General features: G+C 36.0%; 10 protein-coding genes. 1 reads left to right on the top strand and 9 read right to left on the bottom strand.

The features are described from left to right. Window positions 1-55: 55 nt before the first annotated feature. Both ACRD6K_RS03115 and ACRD6K_RS03110 read right to left on the bottom strand, forming a co-directional pair. On the bottom strand, window positions 56-3,880 hold the full coding sequence (locus ACRD6K_RS03115; protein ID WP_430972034.1) for a polysaccharide lyase family 8 super-sandwich domain-containing protein: 3,825 nt from the start codon (window positions 3,878-3,880) through the stop codon (window positions 56-58). Window positions 3,881-4,337: 457 nt separating this feature from the next. Further along, on the bottom strand, window positions 4,338-4,508 hold the full coding sequence (locus tag ACRD6K_RS03110) for a hypothetical protein (protein WP_430972033.1): 171 nt from the start codon (window positions 4,506-4,508) through the stop codon (window positions 4,338-4,340). Between the two features lie 177 nt (window positions 4,509-4,685). Between ACRD6K_RS03110 and ACRD6K_RS03105 the strand changes: the two genes are divergently transcribed. Next, window positions 4,686-8,783 (top strand): hybrid sensor histidine kinase/response regulator transcription factor, encoded by a 4,098-nt coding sequence (locus ACRD6K_RS03105; RefSeq protein WP_430972032.1) that lies wholly within the window; start codon window positions 4,686-4,688, stop codon window positions 8,781-8,783. Window positions 8,784-10,514: 1,731 nt separating this feature from the next. Here the strand turns inward: ACRD6K_RS03105 and ACRD6K_RS03100 are convergent. The 7 genes from ACRD6K_RS03100 to ACRD6K_RS03070 form a co-directional block, all read right to left on the bottom strand. Further along, window positions 10,515-11,876, bottom strand: coding sequence for a macro domain-containing protein (locus ACRD6K_RS03100; protein WP_430972031.1), 1,362 nt, complete (start codon window positions 11,874-11,876; stop codon window positions 10,515-10,517). Window positions 11,877-11,880: 4 nt separating this feature from the next. Further along, on the bottom strand, window positions 11,881-16,881 hold the full coding sequence (locus tag ACRD6K_RS03095) for a DarT ssDNA thymidine ADP-ribosyltransferase family protein (protein WP_430972030.1): 5,001 nt from the start codon (window positions 16,879-16,881) through the stop codon (window positions 11,881-11,883). A 2-nt stretch (window positions 16,882-16,883) separates the two neighbouring features. Continuing rightward, window positions 16,884-21,020, bottom strand: a complete 4,137-nt coding sequence (locus tag ACRD6K_RS03090) for an AAA domain-containing protein (protein WP_430972028.1) — start codon at window positions 21,018-21,020, stop codon at window positions 16,884-16,886. 120 nt (window positions 21,021-21,140) lie between these two features. Then, on the bottom strand, window positions 21,141-21,677 hold the full coding sequence (locus tag ACRD6K_RS03085; protein WP_430972027.1) for a hypothetical protein: 537 nt from the start codon (window positions 21,675-21,677) through the stop codon (window positions 21,141-21,143). After that, window positions 21,674-23,095, bottom strand: a complete 1,422-nt coding sequence (locus tag ACRD6K_RS03080; RefSeq protein ID WP_430972026.1) for an ADP-ribosylglycohydrolase family protein — start codon at window positions 23,093-23,095, stop codon at window positions 21,674-21,676. Before ACRD6K_RS03080 ends, ACRD6K_RS03085 begins: the two co-directional genes overlap by 4 nt. Before the next feature lie 450 nt (window positions 23,096-23,545). After that, window positions 23,546-24,697 carry an IS91 family transposase gene (locus ACRD6K_RS03075; protein ID WP_430972025.1) on the bottom strand — a complete coding sequence of 384 codons (1,152 nt, stop codon included), beginning with the start codon at window positions 24,695-24,697 and terminating at the stop codon, window positions 23,546-23,548. Continuing rightward, window positions 24,678-25,511: a tyrosine-type recombinase/integrase gene (locus tag ACRD6K_RS03070; RefSeq protein ID WP_430972024.1), complete on the bottom strand. Its 834-nt coding sequence runs from the start codon at window positions 25,509-25,511 to the stop codon at window positions 24,678-24,680. The genes ACRD6K_RS03075 and ACRD6K_RS03070 overlap by 20 nt, the downstream gene beginning before the upstream one ends. Window positions 25,512-25,550: the final 39 nt, after the last annotated feature.

Below are 25,550 nucleotides of genomic sequence, written 5' to 3'. Positions count from 1 at the left end.
ACACAGGTTATGAAATAGTGCTGAATTTAAAGAATTTCTATTATGCCTGCCAAGTTTATTGCTTTATAACTTTCAATTGTTTTTGATAATCTTCTCCTCTTACATGAATAATATACATACCTGTTTGAAGGTTGTATAATGGTATTTTTATTACTTTTCTATCCCCCCCCTTCAAATCGAAGATTTTTCCTCTCGTAATATGATATAAGCTAATTGATACTATCGGCTTATCAGAGCGTAACGTACAATCACTATTAAGCACAGGATTAGGATAAACAATAATGGAATTGTCAAGCTCAACCAATTCCTTCTCTTCCTGATAATTTGCATTTATAATCTTCGCATTTTTAACCTTTTCCTCTGGAATCTTAGGCTCACCTCCTGTGAATTGCACTAATAACTTAGGATGCGTATTAGTATCTACGGCCTCTCTAGAAGCAAATGTAGTCCATTCACCTGTTACCGTTGAAATCACTTTGAACGATACAATATTCCCTGCCAGAGAATCCAATACACTAGAGACATCCCATATTACGTTTTCCGCTCCACTCGTTCCGGGACTAGTCGCAATCAAAACCTCTGTATATGGGGCATTGTTTGCTGTTATTCCAGTTTCGGTCCAATCGTTTCTTACCTTATATAATTCCCAACTGGAACTTGTTGTTTCATTACTATACATCTGTAGGTTTCCCTGAGTTATATTATCATTAATGCCACTTAAATCAAACTTAACAAATGTCTCTCTTTTATAACCTGTTCCATCATTTTTGGCCACCAAATGTGTTGCCGTACCATAGTTTGTATCGGCATATGAACCATCTCTGGTATAAGAATCAGCAACTACATCAACCGTAACATCAAAAGCTTCTTCTACAACAATGCTTGGTATTAACATAGAATTTGAAGCTTCTTTCGAGGCAAACGTGGTGAACTCTTCAATAGCCGTAGAAACAATTTTAAAAGAAACTTCGGTGCCCGATAGCGTATCTAATACCGGCTTTATATTCCATTCAGCAAAACTAGCATTTGGTGTTCCGGAAACAGTCGCTACAAGTACTTCTGATGCAGGGGCATTATTTGTTGTTAAACCTGTTTCAGTCCAATTATTCCCCACCTTGTAAAGCTCCCATTTCGTATTGGCTGCACCGTTACTATACATTTTTAGCTTTGCTTTGCCAATACTTTGCGGAAGTAAGGCGACATTGAACTTAACAAATGTCTCTCTTTTATAGCCTGTTGCATCATTTTTGGCCACCAAGTGTGGTGCCGTACCATAGTTTGTATTGGCATATGAACCATCTCGGGTATACGAATCGGCAATCGTTGTATAAACAATGGTCTTTGGGGAACCAAAAATATCTGTCTCAGTAATACTATTCCACATACTATTGGAGTTACCATGTCCAACTATTCTAAAATACCTGGCGTACGTATCCGTAATATCATAATCTTCCTGTTCAAGCGTTGTTCCTCTGGATACTCCGCTGTATACGTTTATCCAATTTATACCATCTAAAGATACTTCAATGTCAAACGAAGATGTTCGCTCGTTCCCTTTATACCATGCAATGCTGGCCTTCATTAGCTTATTAACAGACCCTAGATCATACCGAATCCATTCATTGTCCCCTAGAGCCGACCAGCGAGTGTTCAAATTATCGTCAATAGTATTTCCAGGCATATTCCCGTCATCACTACTGGCTGTCACTGCCACAATCGGCAACCCTTGTTGTAATGTAACCTTGTCTGGGGTTTCTGCATCTACAATTTTATTAACAGTGGCCCCTGCATGAGGTACTACCGGCATTGTAAAGTCCAGTTGTTTTACTCCTTCTATAGCCGGTAATTCAAAATAGGCTGTTATGTTGCTTTGCTGTTGTGCAGGGTCTGCTATCGAAACATCCACTCGGGTACTACTTACATTTTTCAGCAGCATCACACAGGGTTTGTTCACTGTTACAGATATTGGTCCACTTACAACCGTTCCCGCATCATGAAACACAATTTGCATCATGTCTAAAGTTGAATTTAACACTGCCTGTGTTGATGAAGTGTTTTCAACTATTGTGATGGCATTAAGATCGTATGCTTCCATTTCGGCAGTATTACTTAGTCCAGGCACAACTATATAAAAGTACGTATCGCTTGAGGGTTGTGCTCCATGATCTAGCCACATTTTAAATACATCTCCGCTGACAACCTCATTTGGTTGACTTCTATTGATGTCATACCAATTACCACTTTGTGTCAAATTACTCACCTTTAAATCTCCACCTTGAGGAAAAAAATAGCCAATACTATCGTGTTGTACCCAACGGGGGGCTGTATATTGCATTAGAGAACTCGCGGGTAGAACATTTGTTCCTCCGGATGTAGATGACACTGTTACTGCGCCGATTAACCAACATTGATTTATAGTAGTAGTAATATTCTCTGACAAAGTGCTGTTAACACCCGCTCCTAAACACACAACTTCCTTATCAAAGAAGAACCAAGATTTTTTAGCTTTAGTATTGTAATAGCTCATATCGTATGTGGTTGCCCCATAAAGGCTATCATTCACTCCGCCAACAAATTCTGTACTCCCGGGTTCTCCCCACAAAACAGTTATTGCAGGTATTTGAGTAAAATCTCCAGAAGTGGTCCCTGGTATCTTATCCCATTCCCATATAGGCATAATATTATAGTATTCGCCACCTCTTCTCTGAATTGTTGTAGCGCCATCAGGTAAAAATTTTCCTTTTAGATTTTGATCATTTCCTGATTCGGTACGTTTAGTTCTGGATGATACAGTCCGAATATTAAGGTTATATCCAGAACGCTGATGTCTGGTATAGTCAGAGCTATAGAAATGTTTATGGTTTGGCATTATCATATATTTTGACGATACAGATCCGGTCGTCCGAGCTATGGCTGCATCCCATTCTGAATTATAGGCTGGAGCTATTAGTTTTGCTGTTTCTAGCCTAGCATGCTCTTTATTCTTCAAAAGTGCATTTTTTCCGCTTATCCCTCTTCCATCTGCACTAAAGTCCATGTAAGCCCCTCTAATAGCCTTCAAATATGTGTCTTTGTAATATGTTGAAAGGATCTCCAGCTGATGGTCCGGTAAACTATAAGCAGTTTCTCTAACATAGGAAGCTATTTTAAACTCTCCATCTAAAAACACTGAACCATAAGAAGCTATCATTAGTTGAGAACCATGCTGTTGATACGAATAGTCGTATTGTATTCCTTCTTCAGTAGTAAGTTGAATCGGCTCAAAAGCTTGATTTAAGGCATATTGTAGTAGTGTTTCATCCTGTACTATACATGCTCTGTAAAGAAAATGAATTGCAACATCAAGTTTGTTTGCACCAGTAAGCGCTTCGGGGTTACCGCGATTCATCTGGCTAATTAAATTGGTTTCCAAATCGGCGGGGATTGCTGTTTGTCCAATTTTGAGCAATAATAATATTTCTCCTATTATTTTTGGATTAGCTATTTGATTCCACCACCAATTAGAACTTTGGAAGTCATTCGTATTCCAATACTCTAAGGCATTAATAATTGCAGTATATAATGGCGCATTCCGGTAGTAAGAGCTCGTTGACAAGGTGTAACCTTTCGATAAATTTAAAACTCTTGCCAGATGATCATATGGCCTCCATATTGAAGAAGAAGTATCCGAATAGTTTATGTCGTTCCAGCTTCCGTCTGTCTGGATCGTATTCAAATACCCTGTTATGTTGTTGTCTAATGATGTTGGTGTTTGTATGTCGTCATAAATCTTATTAACGATTCTTCCAGAGATAATATCAAAATCGGATTGTCCTCTTGCTAAATTAAAAAACAAAATTGATAATAGCAATGTTAAATAGAGTAGAAGTTTAATTTTCATAATTGTTTTTGCTTAATTAGTTTTTAGATTTGCAACATTCATTTTTCTTGAAACCAAAAACTAATTTTTAGCTTCGAGAAAGTCTGACAAATATGAAAAACCCAATTAATTCATTAGGTTGGATTTCTTAAAAAAAGAGGGGGGATATTTTAAACTACCTAAGTAAATAACTATCCTCAAAGAGAACGTGCCATTAATTTTCAATTTCAACCTAAAAAGGAAAAATTTTAATGCCGAATCCTTTTCCTGATGGCCAACAAACCTTCTAATCATTTCTTCATCCAGACCAATGGTGCTAACAAAATAGTCTCTTATCTAAAAGTCTATTGCCCCTATAAAGCTTTTGTTTTAAACTCGATAAGATTGCAGAATTCGCATGGCTAACTTGCCATTCAACAATCCCATAAAGTCAGATACTGAAATCTAGGGAGGGATGGAACAGGCCATATGAACATAATCAAATGGCCTGTTCTAAAACTTCTACTTCTTTCCATTGACTGATTCTAAGAAGCTCTTCTACTTGTGCTTTCATTGTTCCTGTCAGTATCCGAAAACGATGCTTCAGAACAAAAGCTACCTGGTAATCACATGTATAGTACAAAGGTGATAATTGTCTAAATTCACCCATGTTGTTGTTTATTTTAATGGTGGGCAGAATAAAAAGACTTAGCCGATTGTCCATTACCTCCGTCTAAGACGAAGTTTTTTTAATCTCAATGAAAATGTGTTTGATCAAAATAACCAAATGAGAAACCATTATATTTAGATTAAAATTTTAAAGAATACAATTCATCTAAAAAATGACATGTACAAAGGCTTATTAATAGTATATTTCTTTTTCACCATGGCACTTGTTTTTGGTCAAGAGCAAGAAATCAATCATAAAAGTCTAAAATTTAAACACATCTCAGTAAATGAGGGGCTGTCGCAAAGTTCGGTACTATGTATTTTACAGGATAAGAAGGGATTTATGTGGTTTGGAACCCGAGATGGGTTAAATAAGTATGATGGCGATTCATTCAAGACCTACCGTTATAGTGCACAGGATAGTACTAGTTTAAGCCATAATTACATAGTGACCCTATTTGAAGATGACTTAGGTAATTTATGGATTAGCACCAAAAATGGGTTGGATAGATATATCCCTGAAACGGAATCCTTCGAACGAATTAAAAGCCTGGACTCGTTATTCTATGCAAGTAACAATAGAATACTGGGTATCATTGAAGACAATAAGACACATTTATGGCTTGCCACAAATCAGGGTTTGATCAATTTGAACACCGAAAACGAAGATATTGAACAATACATCCATAGGAGGGGAGATATCAATGGGGTGTCCTCCAATGCCTTAGGTGCGATATTGAAGACAAATGATGGTAGGGTTTGGATTAAAACATCCATGAATGTCGAATTATTTGATCCGGAAACAGGAGTGTTTAAGCACTATGCTTATCCGGAGGAAGACACAATGAAGATTAATAAAAACTATAATCCAGTTTTATATGAAGATTTTAAAGGTACTCTGTGGATGGGGTACAGAAATGGGTTGGCTTTTTTTAACAAAAAAGAGGATGCCTTTCAGTTTTTTAAAACAGCTCCTCAGTCCGGATTAGCCATTACTAGCGAAGTACGCAGTATCTGTGAAGATTATAATGGAATGCTGTGGGTTGGCACCTATAATGGGTTGTACATTATTAATAAAACAAAGAATAAGATATTCCACTATACCCATGACGAAAATAATCTAAACAGTTTAAGTCAGAATTCCATTTTTGAAATATGTCAGGATATCAAAGGGGATATGTGGATAGGAACTTATGCAGGAGGAATTAACTATTATGACAGGAATTGTAATCTATTCAGACATTTCACGTCAGGCACAAACAATACCAAACTAAATTACAAAGTAGTTAGCTCCATTATTGAGACACCGGACGACAAACTGTGGATAGGTACAGAAGGAGGAGGTATTAACGTTTATGATAAAAACAAGGGAGCTTTTAAATACTATACCCATAATAGTGATGATCCAAATAGTCTTAGTGTAAACAATGTGAAAGCCATGATCAGGGATCATGACGGAATTTTTTGGATTGGGACACATAATGGAGGTCTTAATGTTTTAAATCCTAAAAAGCGACCATTTATTTTTAAAAAGTATAGTAATATTCCCGGTGATACAACCAGTCTTAGTGACAATAGGATTCTATCATTATTAGAAGATTATAATAAAAATATCTGGATTGGCACTTCCGGAGGAGGACTTAATGTTTTTGACCGCAAAAGTCAGTCTATTATACGTGTCGCCGACACAACATTTATAGGGAAATATGTTAATACAATAGTAGAAATACCAGATAAAGACCATATTCTGTTAGGAAGCAATCGGGGGGTGGCAAAGTTAAATTTAGAAACTAAAAAACTAACCCCCATTCCATTTGTGGACAAAGAGCATGATTTTCACAGAATGGGTGCTGCGGTTTCAATTATATACCAAGACCATAATAATAATCTATGGATCGGCACTGATGGTGATGGATTATTTTGCCATAATCTGATTACTGGTAACACTAAAAAATATGATCACCTACAAGGGCTTCCAAGTGATGTTATTTACGGGATACTACCTGATGACAATAACAATATTTGGATTAGTACAAATTATGGACTTAGCAGACTTAACCTTCAATCGAGACAAATAAAAAACTTTAACGAGTCGGATGGGCTACAGGGCAATGAATTTAACTATGGAGCTTATCTTAAAGACCGTATCGGAAACCTAATTTTCGGAGGCTCCAATGGTTTAAACATATTTAATCCAAACACCATCACTGAGAACACCTTTACTCCTCCTGTTTGCATAATCTCATTTAAGGTAAATAATAAGCCATATTTAAATATCACGGATTCAATTTCCGAAATTACCTTAAAACATTTTCAAAATGTATTTAACATTAATTTTGTAGCACTAAGCTATTCACAATCTGACAAAAATCAATATGCATATAAACTGGAAGGTTTTGATTCTGACTGGAATTATATTGGGAATAAAAAATCGGCCACTTATACAAATTTGGATGCTGGAACATATAGATTTAAGGTGAAGGCCTCCAATAATGATGGGATATGGAACGAAATAGGCGCATCATTAAAAATAAGAATACATCCTGCTCCCTGGAGAACCGGCTGGGCTTATCTAATTTATACCTTGTTATTAACTAGCATATTTCTGGTTATTAGAAGATATAGTTTAATTAGAATTAGAGAACGTAATGAACTAAAGCATCAACGCCTTGAAAGAGAAAGAATTCAAGAAGTAAATAAAATGAAACTTCAATTTTTTACAAATATTAGTCACGAAATAAGAACATATCTAACTCTGATTTTAGGTTCGACAGAAAAAATATCTCATGTTTCCCTCGAGCAAAAAGCAAACATCGATATTCTAAAAAGCAATGTACAGAACTTACTAAGTTTGGTAAAAGAACTAATGGATTTTAGAAAGGCAGAAACCCAAAATCTTAAATTACAGGTTTCTAAGGTAAATCTTATTCCCTATTTACATCTGTTATGTGATGCTTTCCAAAACGAATTTTTAAAAAAAGACATTACCCCTGTTTTTTTATCTAAAGAGGAATTGAATGTATGGATTGATCCGAAACAAATGAAGAAAGTATTTACCAACCTTCTTTCAAACGCTGTCAAATTTTCAAATAAGAGAGGAATAGTCCAGATTATGGTATTAAATCATAAAGACAATATTGAAATTAAAATAATAAATAATGGAAAGGCAATTGAACCCGATCAAATGAAAAATTTGTTTCAGCGATATTATCAAGGAGAATACTCAAAACAGCATGACATAGGTTATGGAATAGGATTGGCATTGTCAAAAAGTATTGTTGAATTGCACGGAGGAATTTTAAAAGTTGAAAGTCATAAAGCCATTAGGAAAAGACATCAAGAGAACAGAACCTGTTTTTCTGTATTTTTGTTGAAAGGTAAAGACCATTTAAAGACACATTGTATTATTGAAAATTCAGGACTTATTTCCCCAAAATTATCCAATAAAATAACTGAAGATATCACGCCTTCTTATAAAACCTCATCAGACAGCAAACCTATTAATATTTTACTGGTAGAAGACAATAAATATTTACGGCATTTTATTTGTAATTCATTAAAAACCAGCTATAACATTACAAAAGCCAAAAACGGGGGAAAAGGGTTAAAATCAGCTATTAAAAATATACCTGACATTATTATTACTGATATTATGATGCCTAAAATGAATGGTTATGACTTGGTCTGTAAACTAAAAGAAAATATCCAAACGAATCACATTCCCATTATCTTTCTAACAGCTTTAGATTCCAATGATCAACAAATAGAAGGCTTTCAATCTGGAGTTGATACATATCTAACTAAGCCATTTAGTATGAGTGCTTTAGATTCTCAGATAAAAAGTTTATTGAGAAACAGGGATTTACTAAGGGAAAAATATAAAACTACTATCAATATAAGTACTGTACATCAAGAACAAACAAATGCTTTGTTAAATGAGAAAGACAAACAGTTTTTAAAAGAAATAACATCGATTATTGAGAAAGAGTTGGGAAATCAGGATTTTAGCGTTATTGACTTAGCAAAATCTCTTCATATTAGCGCTCCAATTCTCTATAAAAAGCTGAATGCTTTGACAGGCATGTCGGTTAATAATTTTATAAAATCCATTCGGCTGCACAAGTCTTACGAACTTTTAAAGCTCAAGGAACTAAAGATTTTTGAGATAGCTTATTCAGTTGGTTATAAGGATGAGAAGTATTTTAGCAGAGAATTTAAAAAACATTTTAATAAAACACCATCCGAAATCAGAAATTTGTTCTCTTGCAAACTGTAACCTTATCCTTTTTGCAGCCTTCCATGAAAATCGGCCAGATTAAATTTAGACAAATTATTAATTTTAAGCAATCAAAAACAAGATGAAAGAAGGAAAAGACACAGTGCTGAAAAAATCCAATACCTCACTTTAGATTAGCATATCTTTTATCATGCTTAAAGTGTATTGTTCATTTAATGAAATTGAAGGTGAACTCGATAGGCCTCCTAATTACTACTGAACGTGGAGAAATAAATATCATGTGATCAGAGTCAAATATTAGCTTTGCTAATATGATATATTAATAAAATTATTATTGCAATACATCATGATTTTTTTGTAAAAATAATGGAACATATGTGGTCATTTTTTGAGAAAAGCTGCCAATCAAGTTTAAAAAAGGCAAGATATCTTATGAAACTGATAAGCATGGCTGGAAAAACCGAACATACCATCAAAGTGGGATACTTGCTTTTGTGCATGACAATCGCCCTTATCATCAAAAGGAATGGTTAACGGAAATAAGCCATTAGAATCTTTTTTAGCTGAAATTTTAGCCTATTTTGAGACATATGCAAAGATAGAAATCGAATGAATTGAAATAACGCCGTTGAATCGGAGAAGAAAGACGAAAAAGGTAACAAGAACGTCAACGTAAAAAAGATGCTGAAATAAGAATAATTAAAGTGCTTATAAACATGGCTAGCCACTGGAAACAAGCACAAATTCTGAGAGATTATGTAACAGCCATAGAAGACACCGGAGAATTCAATTCCCTAGGCTAAGCAAAAAATTGAATGGTTCGCCCCTTTTACAGAGTCACGTGATGAAATTCTCGACGATAACGACTGACAAAAATGATGGAAGAACTCAATAAGAAAGAGCCCCACTCAAATTTCTACAGGTAATATTTGAAGAAAAATATAAATGAGTTACCAAAATAATCAGACAATTAGATAATTATGGCTAAGATCTGTTTTTATCTAACCCTTTTTAAATGCAATGCCTTGATTACTTGGTGTTTACGTGACTTGTTTATTGAAGATATCTGAAATTACTTTCCAAAGAAAAGTGTGAAAAAAAATATTCACGAATATTACATTTATGCTTCAATAATATTGGAATTATGATCTAATTTACTATATTGAATACAGCTTCAATGCGCTGGTTGTTAGTGTTTAAGGATTATTTTCCGATACAAAAATCATCGCCAATATTACGTACTTGAATTTAAAATATATAGGTTGTTATCCAGGTTGTTCGAGGGACAAATAGGGGACAAAAAAGATGTTGATGAAAGTGGCAAGATATCGTAATAAATGTCAACGTACTATTTTGAATACTTCTGTTCATGGAGAAAAATATTTAAAATCAGAAGTTACACAATGCGATTTTAAGTTGTAAACTTAAAATATTCATTCCAATATTCGTGTTTAAAATCATAACTAGGTACTAATTTAATATCGCATCTCATCGATTCGATCCAACCATTTTTTAGTTTCGCCTTTTGAATCAAAAGGAGTATTTACTCTTCCTTCGAAAGACAGATTTCCCTTAGTGCTGGGTAAATTTTAAAGACCATTATATTTTGCCATAATTTGATATTTTAAAGTTTTACGATTAGTTATATGCTCGTGAGCTTTCTTCTGTGTTTTCAGCCTAATAGAAAACAAGATAGAAAAGTAAATTTTAGTGATTCCCCGCTTTTTGCTGGAGCGTGCAACAAATGTTGATGGCTTATTAAAAAAGACATTAAAACAATTTATTGTTTACACGTGATCGCATTACCAAATTAAAACACTTCTCCATTGTTTTTATCCCAATGCCCTTGCAGTCAATCAACGAAATCATTGATTTTATTTGTGGAGAATTTATCGCATTGTCCAATGTTTCTATTTGTTTTTGAGTCCTAATCCCAGTCGTGATCTTTTTATCTGTCGGTGAAATTGCATTCCATTTTAGCTTAAAAGATTCAAATAAATCATCCGGGGACGAAGGATCATATTCATAAATCTCTATTGAGAGATTCGTGCAGCTGCCCAAGTATTTGGTCATCAAATTCAATACTTCTTGTCGATCCAGACCGCCGTTATGAGTTCCTAATAGCGGGAATGCAATTGATTTAATATCTTTTTCCCGATAGGTTTCAACAAACTTAATCAAGCCCTTCTCTATGTATTCAATTTTACTCGGATATTTCCAGTGAAATTTCGTTGGAAAATTCAAGACCCAAGGAGCATCTTTCTCTTCTTTATAAAGCCAAAGCTTACCGATGCCGATATATTTTTGTTTACAGTAATCTTGATATATTCCAAACATATTAGGATAACGAAGTTTAAAAACCAGTGCGACTCCCTTACCCATAACGCCCACGCAATTAACTGTGTTAACAATCACTTGTGCTTTAGAATTAAATATGTTCCCTTTTAGGAACTTTATTTGTGAGGTTTTTGTAGCAGCAATCACTTTTTGTTTGGATTTTTCACTGTTAGTTATCCTATCCATCAATAAACTATACCGCTGTTGATAATTATCCGAGAATCGTAGTAATTTGCTTTCTTTATCGTAGAGCTTATTTCCACCTTGATAAGCAAACAAATGTTCCAAGAATTTTAAGCCGCCAGCATCCTCAGTATAACTCGCCACGTCACATTGGTAATACACTGACAGTAAATAGAAAAATGATTTTTGTGATAAGCCAGAGACTTCACTTTGCTTGACTATGTTTTTATAAGCTTCGTTTAGGGACTTCTTACCTTGCATGTACATGCCTAGCGAATCAGTGCTTAACAAAGCCTTAAATAAAAGAAATCCTTCGTTTGAGATATTTAGATCCTGCCTATACTCGCTTATGATATTTATCGTTTCTTCATACTGATTACTTCGATTATCGTTCTTATAGGCAATTGGTTTTCCAATATCGTGTAGCAGCAAGAATAATTGGAATACTTCAACCTCAATTTCACAGAAATTCCTTGAAAAATATTTTTCGAATTGATTTAAGACATTTAATGTATGTTGTTCTATTGTATAATGTCGTACTCTAGCTTTGAATAACTCAGCAAGAGTAGGAATAGCTATACAGATATCTGATATTTTTTTACTTCCGTTCATATTATCAATTTTTGTAAACTAACCAAGTTCTTGTAGCGATAGACAAATCGACAAAATGAACTTCTATCGGCTGGTCTGTTTTGGTAAATCTAATCTTTGGATATACCATAATTTCATTCTCCTTTTCAATCTGTATATTTTCGGGATTGAGTATTTGAATGCTTTTTAGTCCTTCTCCTTTAATTGACAAGCAAGCATTGTCTCGGTAGTCTGAAGAAACCGATACTTCCGAGTCTGATTCATGTATATATAATTCTGGATTTTTCCGGTGGAAAATACCATAACTATTTGAGGTAATCTTTTCACAAATAGGATCATCTCCTAACTGTGCTTTAAGTAATCTGGCTTGTTCGTCATCATAGCAAATGATTTCAAAAGAATTTAGTACGGAAAAATCAAATTCTTCGAGAACAAGAAACTCTTGTTGAGAATACTGTTTACAATCAGATTTATATTGACTCATTAGCTGACGAAATTTTGGAGGATCATAACCATCACAATTATAGCGTGCATAGTTGTATGCTTCTTCCATATTGTAATATAAACCTTCTGTAGTTAGACTATTGGGATTATCTGCTATTTTAATTACTGAAGCCCAATTTGTTTGCATATTCCCAGTGCTGTAATAGCACTTTTCAGGTATTTTCGTCAATACTTCTTTCAAATCAAATTTTAAAAAAACAGGTATCGGACATTTTGGTAAGCCGAGCCGAATAGCTCTTTGAAAATATTCATCACTACTGTCTTTACCTAAGCATTCATTATAAAATTGTGTGAGTGTTTGTGGCCGATAATAGAACCGAGCATAGTCGTGTGCCGTGCTTCTACGTGCAACAAGATTACCTGCGGCATTAGCAAATTGCCCTTCGGCTTTGTTGCGGCTTAAAATCCTTCGACTTTTGATAATATCGATCGCATTGAACAAATGCGTAAAATGATATACATAAGGTGTATTTGGGAAATGTTCAATAAAATCTACACAATTTAACTCTGCCTTGTATTTCTCTGTCAATATACCTCGTTCAATAACCTTTGGATTATTCCGCAGCTCAGACCAATTCCAATATTTACGATACTTATCAATGAAATCAGATGTATAGTCGATAGCCTGAGACTTTGAAGCATTGTCCCAATCAACAACATCAATTAGTTTATATAAATGATCATCGGTGATATTGGTTCCAATCTTCTTGTTTATAACTGACCAATTCAGACGGGCTTTATACTTATCTAAAAACGGAACAGTAAGTATGTCCTCTTTAGCATTTTGCGACATTGCAAACCAGTCCAGCGAATCCCATTTATCTTGAATACTAGACAAAACAGAATCATTCAACACAAAGCTTATGTTTCTCGAAAGCAACTTCCAATCAAAAGGCTTTTCAATTAGTGCAGAAATAACTCTCTCATTAAATTGGATATCTGTTCGGGTTGAAATAATAGACCAATCCCACGGTTTATCCGCATATTTAATGAGAGAGTCTCCTGTCAGTTCAAAGTTTATATTTTGAGACAGAACACTCCAATCCCAATTTTGGGTTGAGTATTTGTCGATAATGTGATAAGTTAAATCTTCTCGACTTGACAATATCCCCCAATCCCAAGGCTTCTCTATGTGTTTTAACATAAAACCGAACGAAAAGGTGATAGATGGATTATTTACAATAATGTCCCAGTCCCAGTTTTTTTCGAAATGTTGCTCAATCAACGATTCATTAATACCCGAATCAATGCGTTTAGAAAATACTTCGTATTTGATATTGTCTTTATGCAAAGAAAAAGCAGCATCAAAACTTGGGCTATCAAAGAAGCAAGAACTAAATTCCGAAATATAGTTCCAATCCCACTTTCCCGCATTAATTGTGAATATCTCGTGGTTGTTATTGATTTCAGGAAGTTTGGATAGCTCGTTGTAGTCCCATTTGTAAGAAGGATTGTTTAATAACTTAGCAACTACCTTGTTGACCCAAGTCTTCTTGCTGTAGATGCTTTTGTCAAACACAAACAGACTATTAGCTGCATCCGAAGCCGAAAAATCTTTCCAACTGATGCATTGAAAAGACTCCATCAAATACCTTTTACCATCGAAATACTTGGAATTATACAGATATTGATAGTCCCAGAAGAATCCCTCGGAGTTATATGTTTTTGCAATTAATTCTTCTAATTCACGAATCGTAAATTTCCTAGTAATAGCCGGCCAATAGGAAATAGACAACTCCTCAGCTACAGACAAAAGACATTGTGCAATTGAGTGAAGAACACCATCTTCCAGAAGATGCTCATCTTCCAATTTATCATTAAGTAGTATATTCCAGTCCCAAAACTCTTGATATGTATTCAAGTTTTGAGTCGCGAATTCTGGTTCTATCCGTTGGGTTATAGTAGTCCAATCCCAATTGTCGACATAAATGCTCAGTTTATCTTCAATACACTCAGTATCTAAATTCTTTGATAGGTACCCCCAGTCCCAATAGTTTTGATATGTACTGAGATTCTGAACAATAAAATCCGAACTTATTCTACTTGTAACTGTATTCCAATTCCAATACTGAACGTAATCACCTAAATTATCCTCAATTTGATGAATGTCTAAATTACTTGATAAGAATTCCCAATCCCAATAGCTTTGATACGTATTGATATTCCGAATAATAAAGCCGGAACTTATTCGACGAGTAATAATACTCCAGTTCCAATATTGAACGTAACTACCTATACTATCCTCAATTTGGGAAATATCCATATTTTTTGATAGGTATTCCCAATCCCATTTTTCTATCCAAATGGGATTTCCCAAAGATTTGACATTGATTGTATTACAAAATCGATGGGTTAGAATTGACCAGTCCCAATTATATTCGAGATGATTTAGAATAAAATCTTTTGTTGCAATCTGAGTCAGTCGCTCCCATAAATGAACATTATTATTTAAGAAAGCTGGGATGTTTAACTTGTCAAACATGAGCTCTATAACATTCCACGATACAGACTCTAGGATAATATTAAGATTTATTTTCTCCTTAAAATCTTCAAGAAAGGATACGCTAGTGTTGAAAACATCAAGCGAAGAAAGAGTATCCCAATCCCAAGAATATTCAGGATATGCTTTCAAGATACTTTCATCATTGATCATACTTGAGACTTGGCAGAAACCTCGTTCCGTCTTTATCTCCGTATGGTATTTGTCAAAAAACTCTCGATCCCATTTAAGATATGAATTACATTCAAATCCAGATGTGTAGCCGAACGATTCCCAGGTGATCAGCCCCAACTGACTTAAAGTAGATATTAGCAAATCTGTCCATTGGTAATCAGCGTTATTTGCTGAGAACCCAATTAAAGAGGGAGTTTCAGCATTTCCTATAACTTTTTTGAAATCCGAAGATATACAGAATAGTTCAACAAATTCAGGAGATTTGAACGCACGATTGCAAATCGTTTTTAAATTTAGATAAGATGATAGGAATGCTATATTTTCAAGTATGAAAGACAAACTAAAATCACTTGAAATATAATTCCAATCCCATCTCTTAGCCGGATAATCAGCAACATAATTATACTTGTCAGGCTCCAATTTTTGAGTAAACTCCGATAAATCAAAATTAATTTCGTTAATGTGTAACAAAATAAAATCATGGTCAAGCAGGGGCATTATTACATCCCAATCCCATTCAATATATCTTGTCTTATTATCTCCATCGACTGCACTTTGGATTTGCTCACTTTCTTCTATATCCTGGATCTCACTAATATCTCTTAAATACTGATTTAGAAGTAATGATTTGATATTCTCAACTCCTAAATTTTCTTTACTGATTAATAATTCAAAGTTCCAGGGAAATTCTGTCGGATACTGAAGAATAAAATCATTTTCAAAACGAATAGTTAATGTATTCCACTCCAAATTTTTGGAATATGCGTTCAAATAAAGTTTTAGTGTATCTGTAGGACAAATCTTTGAAATCGTTATCCATTCGTTTGCGTTTGCCTGAGATGCAATATAATTAAATAATGTATCATCGTCCCATGCAAAACGAGTATCTCTAATAAGATTGTTTAGGTTAAATATATCCAAAAATGGTTTCAGTGCGTTATAATCGAGGATTGCGTTTGGATCATTAAGTAACCGTAAGTACAACCCCCATTCAATTTTAATATCCCTAATCCTGACATTTTCTGGACTATTAAGTAATACTGTCGCAGCATCGCTAATCTGCTCATCAAAAAAGACAATCGGATAATATTGTTGATCTTTAAGATATAGTTTAAAATCAACATCTACGCTTGTAAAGTTAAAAGTACCAGCAATTGATGAATAGATATTGAAGTTTTTAACTGATTGAAGTTTGTGTTTTTGGAGTGTTTCAACATCTTGTGGATTGAATATTGTTTCTAAATCTACTATTTTGTCATAGGAAATTTTTGAGCTGTTTTCTATTTGAGAGTAAACTCCTAATGCTTTATAAAAAGGGAAAAATTTACCCTCCCCTTTGGCTGAAGAGTTAAGTCCATTTTCATATAGTTTTTTTGTGCCTGAAAAAAACTTGTATTTGCAATTATCTGCTAATGCCCTTATTCCCAAAGCTGTTAACTTAATGTTGACATTCTTATCTACAAAGTCTCCAACAAGTTTTTTATCATCAAGCTCAACTAAACCCCATCCCAAAACCTTTTTCAAAAGTTCGTCGAATATTGCTATTTCTGCAGAATCCTTATAGTGCTTAACATTAGATTCAAAATTGTCATAGACATTGAATCCTAATAATGTAGCTAATTCAATTGCCGAAGTAGAATTTTCCGGCAAATTTTGTAAAATGCCAGCAATTATCAAATCAATATCAACAAGTGGATGTGCTTCATAATAGCAGACCTTGCATTGAATTTCTTTTAACGACCATTTGCGAAAATTTCTGTCTTCATCTTCCCACTTTGAAGAAGATTCATTTCGCTTTTTAGAAGCGTATATGAGCTCCGCTTGATTTATTATAGCTTTAAAATCCATACCTAATCTGCTGCATTAAATAGATGTTGTAAATATATACCGTACCACAAACCAGTACCGCTGATATGTACTTTATTAATATTGAATCTCTCCATTAGTGACAAGTACATTGGTAACCCTAAACGAATTGTTATTTCTTTGTCCACTGGATGATTTGAATTATTAGAGTCGAAATCAAAATCATTCAATTCCCCGATACTCGAAAAAGCCTCTATTATTTTATTTTCCGCTTTTATAATTCGATTGGTAATGAAGTCTCTTGTCAAAACAGAATCGTGCTGAGAAGCATTGCCGGTTTTATTTGTAGCTTTCGTAATTGCAGTACCAACACTTATGCAAAACGTTCTTTCATCAGAATGCATATGCTCATCCATGTTCTTATAAAAAGAGATCAAACGTTCTTTGATCATTTGATCACTTTTCTTCAAGGCTTCAGCTATTGACGTTTCTCTTTGAGAATCTTTAAATAACATATTGCGTAACGCTGTAGTCCCAAGATTAATACTGTATGCCCCAATCAAATCGTTGTCCTTAAATACCGATACTTCGGTGGAACCTCCACCCTGGTCAATCATAATAACGTGAGGAGAATTACTTATTTCTGTTTTATATTTTGTTGAAACAGAATAGCCAAATAAAGTAGAGACTGATTCCTCTTTTTTCGATAATATCCTGACATTCAAACCTGTCTTATTCCTAATTTCATTGATTACATCTTCTCTGTTTTTTGCTGCTCTATATGCAGCAGTTGCAACCGAATAAACGACATCAACTCCTTCCTGGTGCATCATTTTTTTCATCCGTTTAATGCTCGGCATTACTCTGGAATTAAAATAATTCAAATCCATAATGTTATTAGAATCAAGCCCTTTACCTGTTTCTGTTTTTTGAGCGTCCCTAATGAAATTCTTGAAATTAAAGCTTTGCATGTCTTTTATTTCTTCTTGATTTTTGCCAATCAATAGCTTTACAGCTTTAGTTGATAATTCTAATACTGCAATTTTGGGGTTTATAATAGTATCCGCAGAGTCCTTCATCCAAGTAGTTATATGCCGTAAGTTGACATCGGAGTCCTTTATATCTCTTGTATTCAAGTTGATGGACCTATTCTTCGCCATTGGTTTGGGTTTTCTTTTCTCAAATTCACTTTCCCAGGTTAGTACCCTGCCATTAGGATTCTTTAAGATGCTTTCATAAACATTCTTATAAATGGCATCTCCATTTTTATTCTTGTAAGCAGAATAATGCTCACTATTGCCCACAATTATCAGTAGTCGTTTTGCTCTGGATAGTGCAACATTTAAGCGGTTAGGCGATCTTGCAAAGCCCAAATCGTTTTGAGCCGGATAGCCTAATTCTCCATATATACGAAAATCAGGAGATTGATCCTTTTGTTCGGCAATTCTATTACTTCGAACAAGGGAAACGATGATAATATTTCGTTCCATCCCTTGGAATCTATCAACAGAGCTTAACTTTATTGACAGATTTCCTCCGACGGCATTTAAGCTGTGATTTAATAATTTAAGTTGTGACGAATAAAAGGAAATTACACCAATTTCTTTGTCCTCGTCTTTAGTAAACCGACTATTGTATTTTTGAAATGATTCTGATTGTGCCAGGGAAGATACGACCCAATGAATTGCATCAACTTCACCTTGATTAGAACGCGAACTACCGTCTAAAAATTCCGGTGATTTTACATCCACCCAAACCACATGATTCTGGGGAGAAATAAGTCCATCTATATTTATTCCATGAAAACGAGAATACCATTCCAAATCTGGGCTATCAAACGGCTTTGCAATAAAACCACATTCCAGCCCTCCATCGTATTTATAAAACTGCTTGATAACTTCGTTTATATCTGGATGCATTCTGTACTGATAGCGAAATGTTCCTTTCAATGAGGAATCTATTTGCATATACAATCGTTCGAAATGAGATTTTTCCAACTCTTCAAAACTATGCTTAACAAATTTCTGAAGATTTATGATACGATCTCTTTCTTCCTGGTCTTGAGATATAAGCTGTTGCAGGTGGAGTTTATATAAAATATCTTCCCTGTCCAGATTCGGGGGTAATTGTCGATGGTCGCCAATAACAATGGCCTTCTTGCCATAAATAAGAGGTAATGATAACTCGGCAGGCGTAGCCTTACTTGCTTCGTCCTGAACTACTGTATTAAAAGAAATTCTGTCTTTCCAAGGGAAAATAGTTTTATATTTTCTAAAAAATCGGGACTGAACGGGTTTTGAAAATTCTTCTGAGGCTCGATAGTTTTGTTCACTAATGGAACTACACGTTGCGCCAATGACATTGCAATTTTTCACGTATTGTTTATAGACTGTATCTTTAATGTCATCGGGGAGATTGTTCAAGTATTTAAACCACAGATAGCGAATATTTTCATTCTGAATATCAGACCGTTTGTAAATATTATTCATCCATTGATTCAGAACAACATTTTCAGAATTAAATGAAGAATATTCTTCCGACGAAATAATAGACCGATTATCGTCCTCTTCTATCGGATTCAATTCTTGATTTGCCCATTTTTTCAACTCTGTAATTGCATATGGCAAACCTTCTACAGAGATTTTGTCACCAGTTCCTATTCGTATTGGTTTTACAAGGTTGTGAATCGAATTTTTTAATCTGTCTAGCGCATTATCTACTGCCAAATTTGCTTCAGAAGTAAGTAATACGTCAGCCTTTCTATCTGCTAATACAAGTTGCCAAATTAGCTCAGCAATTGCTGTCGACTTACCGGTTCCGGGAGGCCCTTGTATCAAGGCAAGATCTTGTGCTTCTACAGCCTTAGCAATGGCTTCAACCTGCGACTGATTCAAATTCGTATTTAACTGATTGTTTCGAATTATGCTTTCCCGCTCCTTAATACTGGCAGTTTCGGTAGGAGTAGCTTTGCTTGCCTCGAACAAATAACTTGCGAGCATTGGATTCGCTAGCTTTTCCGGCTGGGATGTTATTTTTGCGAACGACTCATTTAGTCTGTTGACTTTTTCAGTTGCTCCAGAAAGTTCTGAAGAAACACTATCTATTACTTTATCGTCAACAAGTTGTTTAATTTTCTCTTTTTCACTTGAAGGAACTACAAATGTTAATTTCGGATAATCTACCCGGGATAACTTTCCAATACAAACAGATTTATAAAAGAATTCTTCTTTTCTTAATGCCCCTATAATTGTTTCCTCGTTCTCAATTTGACCAGCTAAGTTCTTTTCAAACAGAAACTTGTCACCTGAAATAGGAGGTTCCTCTATGTGAAATTTAAAATTAAGTGGTTCAAACTTTTCACTTTCTTCTAATGTCGAGCCATCCTGTATTTCTTTAAGAACATCATTTATAAGATCATACAATTCTTTAGCCTGAAAGTGTTTTGAATATGTCTGTCTGAAACGCAAGTCATACTTATTTACAGCGACAAAACGAAGGTTCGGCAAATAATCTTGTAACCGTTTTTGAATTAGATCTTTATTGTTATAATCAAATTGATAAATCTTCCCTTCAACAACAGGTAACGGGTGGAATATTATATAAAAGAATGAACATTCTTCCTCAAACTGAACTCTGTCGCTTTCTGATATGCTGTCGACATCGGAAATGAAATACCATTTGCCTTTTTCGTATTCAACAATTTCAGCACCAAATAAAGCTCTTACTCTTTGTGAAAAAAGTTGAAATTTTGATTCTGTATTGACCTCTATTGTTAATCGCTGTTTAGATTGTTCAAACTTGGCAGATGAGGGCTCTAGGGAAATTGGCAATTTCAGAAATTGGAGCATATATTTATTTACCTCTGTAAAAACTTTCCATATTTCTCGAATGCTCATTTCTTCCTTGTTCAAGGCAACAATATCTTCCTTAACAGCCGACAGTTTTTGTTCCTTTTGAGCTTTTTTGATGCTGAGATTGTATTTATTTGAAGACTTCTTATCTATTATTTTAGCGTCAACAACATCTCCAACAGAAAGTACAGAAGTAATATTACCATGCCTTGCCTTTGGTATTTCAGTATAATAGATTAATCCTGAAAAACTATCAAATTCAACAAAAGCCCCAAAATCCAAAATGTTCGAGATTCTTGCTTTTACTATGTCTCCGATGTTGTAATTCATGTTGCTTGTTTTATAAGAACCAAAGTTTGATTTTTCGGTGGTATCAAAATATTTCCGTTGCTGACATTAAGAAGGGGGCAGAAAAAACACTCATTTGTCCAAATTTTGAAGATAGAATTATTAAAGCTCACCAAAACTTACTTTAATTGTACCATCTGTTTGATCGACTACTAGGTTCAAAAACTCATAGCCATCGGAATAGCTAAAAAAAACGCGATTCATATTTTTGCTCCAAGATCTATTGGTGAAATTATTCTGATGACGATTGCATGAGTCAACCATTTGATTTAAAGTTGCATATAGTAATCTTGTGTTTGTCGTGTCCAGCTGGTAGTATTTTACTTTAGTGAAGTCACCCTGCAATGTTGGGCCATATAGTAATTCGTCGTCAGAGCGTTGAATTAATCGTGGAAATTCGATGCCAGTACGAAGATTAATTTCAGAACGACTTGCGCGCCATTGTTGATGTATATAATTTTTACTCGACATGACGCTAATAAATAAAAGTAAAAGCGTCATTGGAGCAATTAGACTTACTCCAATGCGTTGCCATGGACGCATGATCTTCCAGACATATGCGAGCAGTATATATAAAGGCGGAAAAATAAACCAACTAACGACTAGGATAGCTGACTTAAGTAGTCGTTTAACTTTCATATTACTAGTTTTTTAGCTAGCCTTTCAGCCAGGTTTTCAATATCTTTTGCCTTGGCAAGCTTGGTCATCCATTTCTCGGGGATATTGCTAAACCCATAGAGCAGTCCAGCCAACCCCCCGGTTACTGCTCCAGTAGTATCTGTATCTTCCCCCAGATTTACTGCTTTTAAAACGGCTGCCTTGTAGTTATCAGTATTCAGCAAACACCAAATGCTAGCCTTTAGAGTATGAAGTACATATCCCGAACTCTCAATATACCTTTCTCCCAGTTCATGAATATTTCCTATGAATAACTGATCAAAGGAATTTATTTGATGCTGGTCTACTCCAATCGACTGAAGGAATGACGGTATCTGCTGTTGCAAATTCTGATACACATTGAACTTGTCGATACCCTCATATAGCTGTGCTGCGAATTCGAGGTAATAAAAGCATGCTATAACGGACCGGATATGTCGGTGCGTTATAGAAGAAACCTTTTTAGTGATTTCAAAACGCTCCTCAATCGGCTTTCCGTGTAAATAAAATAGTAGAGGCAAAATCCGCATTAATGATCCGTTTCCGTTTGAAGAACAGTCAGCACTACCGGCTAATTCAGCGGGAACATCTTGTCGAATTCGGGTGATTGCTTCTCTCGTTGCATTCCCCACATCAAATACTCTTCCCGTAGCTGTCCAATAGTTCAGAAAGAGCCATCTAACAAAATTCCATCCGATTTCGCTCACATCAAAGTCATCAGTCAATGCTTCGGCCATGCAAAATGTAAGTGAACTGTCGTCAGAGAAAGTACCAGCAGGCTCGTCATAGGTCCCATACCCCATCATATCCGACACAGGAGTTTTCTCCAAATATTCTCTGCTCTTAAATTCAACAGGTACCCCCAAAGCATCACCAACTGCAACTCCAAATAGAACTGACTTTGTAGCATCCATACCATAAAGAATTGTGTTGCCAAGTTTACTTGAGGGAGTAGGAGCCCAACTTGCAGAAAGGTTTCCAAATTTGCTCCAGCCTGTAATACAGTCTATTCCCGATTTAGGATTCTCTTTCGTGGTACTACTCGTATCAATACCTAATAGTCCAACTGCAATTAAATAGAAGAAATCATTGATATCAGCGTCATCATTCTTGTTTGAATACTTCTTTCTGTTTCGTTCAACCCAGAATTCTTTGATTTGATAATTATCTCCAACATTTAGTATTTCGGCTTTGTATGTGCCATAACCTGTCCATGATCGGTGAAAATAGATCCACCTATTCTCGTAATAGATAAACCATTTATCTTCCATTTCACGAGGTATTAAACCTTGTTTCAGCCTTTCAAACTGTTCTTCAGTAAATGACAGGTCAATTTTTATCCTTTTGGGGTAGTCAATTGGGTAGTTCTGCCATGTCGACTTAACTGCAATCTCTTCCATTCGAACGAATTATGAAATTTTATTTGTTATCTGGAATTTTCCCTAACTTAAGTAAAAATTATACTTATTGCTACAATCGGATATGATAACTTATTATCATTTTTCAAATGTTTTTAGATGGGTATGCACCGAACGTTCTAGTATTTTATCCATCGTTCTGGCATGCTGTTAAATTAGCAATAATAATTGATATTGTTATTTTGCTATTGGGAGAGTTTAAGATGATGGATAAAATATAGTTGGACTATTCCCCGTCGACGCTATGGGCTTCCCGCTTGCAGAATCTCCTCTATTGTCTCAGATTAAGATGATTGCCGTTTCGTTTCTTTCGCTTCTTGTTATTCGAGCACTGCTTTTACTTCAGGGGCGAACATAGTTTTCCCGTTGACCTTTAGATCAGTCTGTTGGAAACTTATTGTTCGGTTTATCAAAGAACGCGTGTTTGTTAGTTCAGGCAGAGTTGCTTATCGGGTAAACTTTCATGATCCCTTCGCCGCATTGCTTACATCGCCAAGGGTCTTTTCCGCTAAGGATCTGGAAAGCTTGGTAAGCATTCAATCCTTCCACCGGCGAGAGGTACTGGTCTTTGTCTATCAGAGCCAGGCATTGCTCTTTTTGAGCGGCAGCATTGGCCGAAGCCAAAATGCCAAAGTACCTGATTTTGTAGAAACCCGAAGGCAAAATGTGGAGTAAAAATCGTTTGACAAATGTTTCAGCCTCCAATTCCATTTCGCGGGTGTAACGACCGGTTTTTGAATCCTTATAACGAAAGCAAACTTTACCTTGGTTGAAGCTGCAAATCCGGTTATTACTAATTGCTACCCGATGAGTATAACGCCCCAGGTACTCCAATGCCCGACTGGCTGTTTTTCCGGTCTTTTTGGCGTAAACAACCCAGTTTTTAGCGTAAAGCTTTTGTTTGAGACCTTCGGTTTGAAATCCCTCGGGGATGTTCAAACTTCCGGACCGGAGCAGTTTAAGCAAAGCCTCGCAAAACCGGGCCCGAAAGACTCTGGACAGGGCTTTAACCGGTACTAAGAACTTGTTCTTTGCTTTGACCCATTCCATCCCGTCTTCAGATAATCCCCCGGCGGGAACCAGCATATGAACATGCGGATGATAAACCAGCGTGGAAGACCAGGTATGTAACACGGCAACAGCCCCGGGCTGCGCCCCCAAAAAGCGCGGGTTGGCACATAAGGCCTGCAAGGATGACCAGGCCTGAGCAAACAACAAACTGTAACAGAGCTGCTGATTGCGGTAGATCAGTCGGTTTAAGCAATCAGGCAAGGTAAAGACCAAGTGAAAATATTTGCCTGGGAGTAGTCGCCCTTTCAGGTTTTCGACCCAGATTGTTTGCTTTTGGTACTGGCATTTATTGCAATGCCGGTTACGGCACGAGTTGTACGATTGCTCCCGGTAAGCGCATTTATTGCAAACAGACAGGTGCCCTTTTCGTTTCGATGTCCGGCAAGAACTGATATCTTCAATGGCTTTATGTTGCTCAGGACATAAGTTCCGGTTTTGTTTCAGCCCGGCAGCATAAGCCCGCATAATATCGGCCAATTCTACCGCTTGACGCTTATTCTCTGTCTGTCCCATGCTCCTGCTCTTTGACTTGAGTTAAATCAGGAAGACGGCTATTCCCCGTATCAGCCAGGTGTAGGTAAACCGATGTTGTTTTCATGGAATTGTGCCCCATCAATAGTTGCAGGCGTTTCAGGTTTACACCCCGTTCGAGCATGTGCGTGGCAAAGGAGTGGCGCAGTATATGCGGCGAGACATTCTTTTTGATACCCGCCCGGGCAGCATTCCCTTTTATAATCCAGGTCAGACTGCTGGCCGAATACGCTTTACCCGGAACATAACCTTCAAATAAATAAACCCTTGGACGGTAAGCCCGAAAGTATGCTTCGAGCATCTGCAACACCGTTGCTGGCAGCGGAATTTCGCGTTGTTTGTTACCTTTACCCGTAACCCGGATGACCCCGCGTTGACGATCAATACACCGGGGACGCATGGTCAATAACTCATTGCGCCGAAGCCCTGTGGCATAGGCCAGGTTCAGTAAAACACGGTGCTTGCTGTTACGCGGGGAGTTACATAAACGGATGGCTTCATCTTCCGAAAGGACCTGGGGAAGTTTCTTTTCACGCCGGGGACGTTTGATTTGTATCAAACGGTATTCCCGCCCCAAAACATCCTGCTGAAGAATTTTCCAGGCGCTAATGTTTTGGTTTATTCGGCTAAACGAACAATGTTCTTTGACAATTAAATGGTGGAGATAGTCTTTAAACTGAGTAGTACGAATTCGGCCGGGAGGCAGATTACAAAATCGGGATAATTGACCGATGCTGCACAGGTAAGAAGTAATGGTTCGTTCACTGTAGTGGCGGATGAGCATATGTTGCTCCATCAACGCACGAATGCTTTTTTTTCCATAATCATTGAGCTT

This window comes from Sunxiuqinia rutila (assembly GCF_050589705.1).
GTDB lineage: Bacteria > Bacteroidota > Bacteroidia > Bacteroidales > Prolixibacteraceae > Sunxiuqinia > Sunxiuqinia rutila.
This window is presented reverse-complemented; position numbering and strand designations above follow the sequence as displayed.

Excerpts from the sequence above, each read along its gene's own strand:
- ACRD6K_RS03090 (WP_430972028.1), bottom strand. The coding sequence starts at position 21,020 with ATGAATTACAACATCGGAGACATAGTAAAAGCAAGAATCTCGAACATT.
- ACRD6K_RS03080 (WP_430972026.1), bottom strand. The coding sequence starts at position 23,095 with ATGGAAGAGATTGCAGTTAAGTCGACATGGCAGAACTACCCAATTGAC.
- ACRD6K_RS03115 (WP_430972034.1), bottom strand. The coding sequence starts at position 3,880 with ATGAAAATTAAACTTCTACTCTATTTAACATTGCTATTATCAATTTTG.
- ACRD6K_RS03085 (WP_430972027.1), bottom strand. The coding sequence starts at position 21,677 with ATGAAAGTTAAACGACTACTTAAGTCAGCTATCCTAGTCGTTAGTTGG.
- ACRD6K_RS03075 (WP_430972025.1), bottom strand. The coding sequence starts at position 24,697 with ATGGGACAGACAGAGAATAAGCGTCAAGCGGTAGAATTGGCCGATATT.
- ACRD6K_RS03070 (WP_430972024.1), bottom strand. The coding sequence starts at position 25,511 with ATGGAGCAACATATGCTCATCCGCCACTACAGTGAACGAACCATTACT.
- ACRD6K_RS03100 (WP_430972031.1), bottom strand. The coding sequence starts at position 11,876 with ATGAACGGAAGTAAAAAAATATCAGATATCTGTATAGCTATTCCTACT.
- ACRD6K_RS03095 (WP_430972030.1), bottom strand. The coding sequence starts at position 16,881 with ATGGATTTTAAAGCTATAATAAATCAAGCGGAGCTCATATACGCTTCT.
- ACRD6K_RS03105 (WP_430972032.1), top strand. The coding sequence starts at position 4,686 with ATGTACAAAGGCTTATTAATAGTATATTTCTTTTTCACCATGGCACTT.
- ACRD6K_RS03110 (WP_430972033.1), bottom strand. The coding sequence starts at position 4,508 with ATGGGTGAATTTAGACAATTATCACCTTTGTACTATACATGTGATTAC.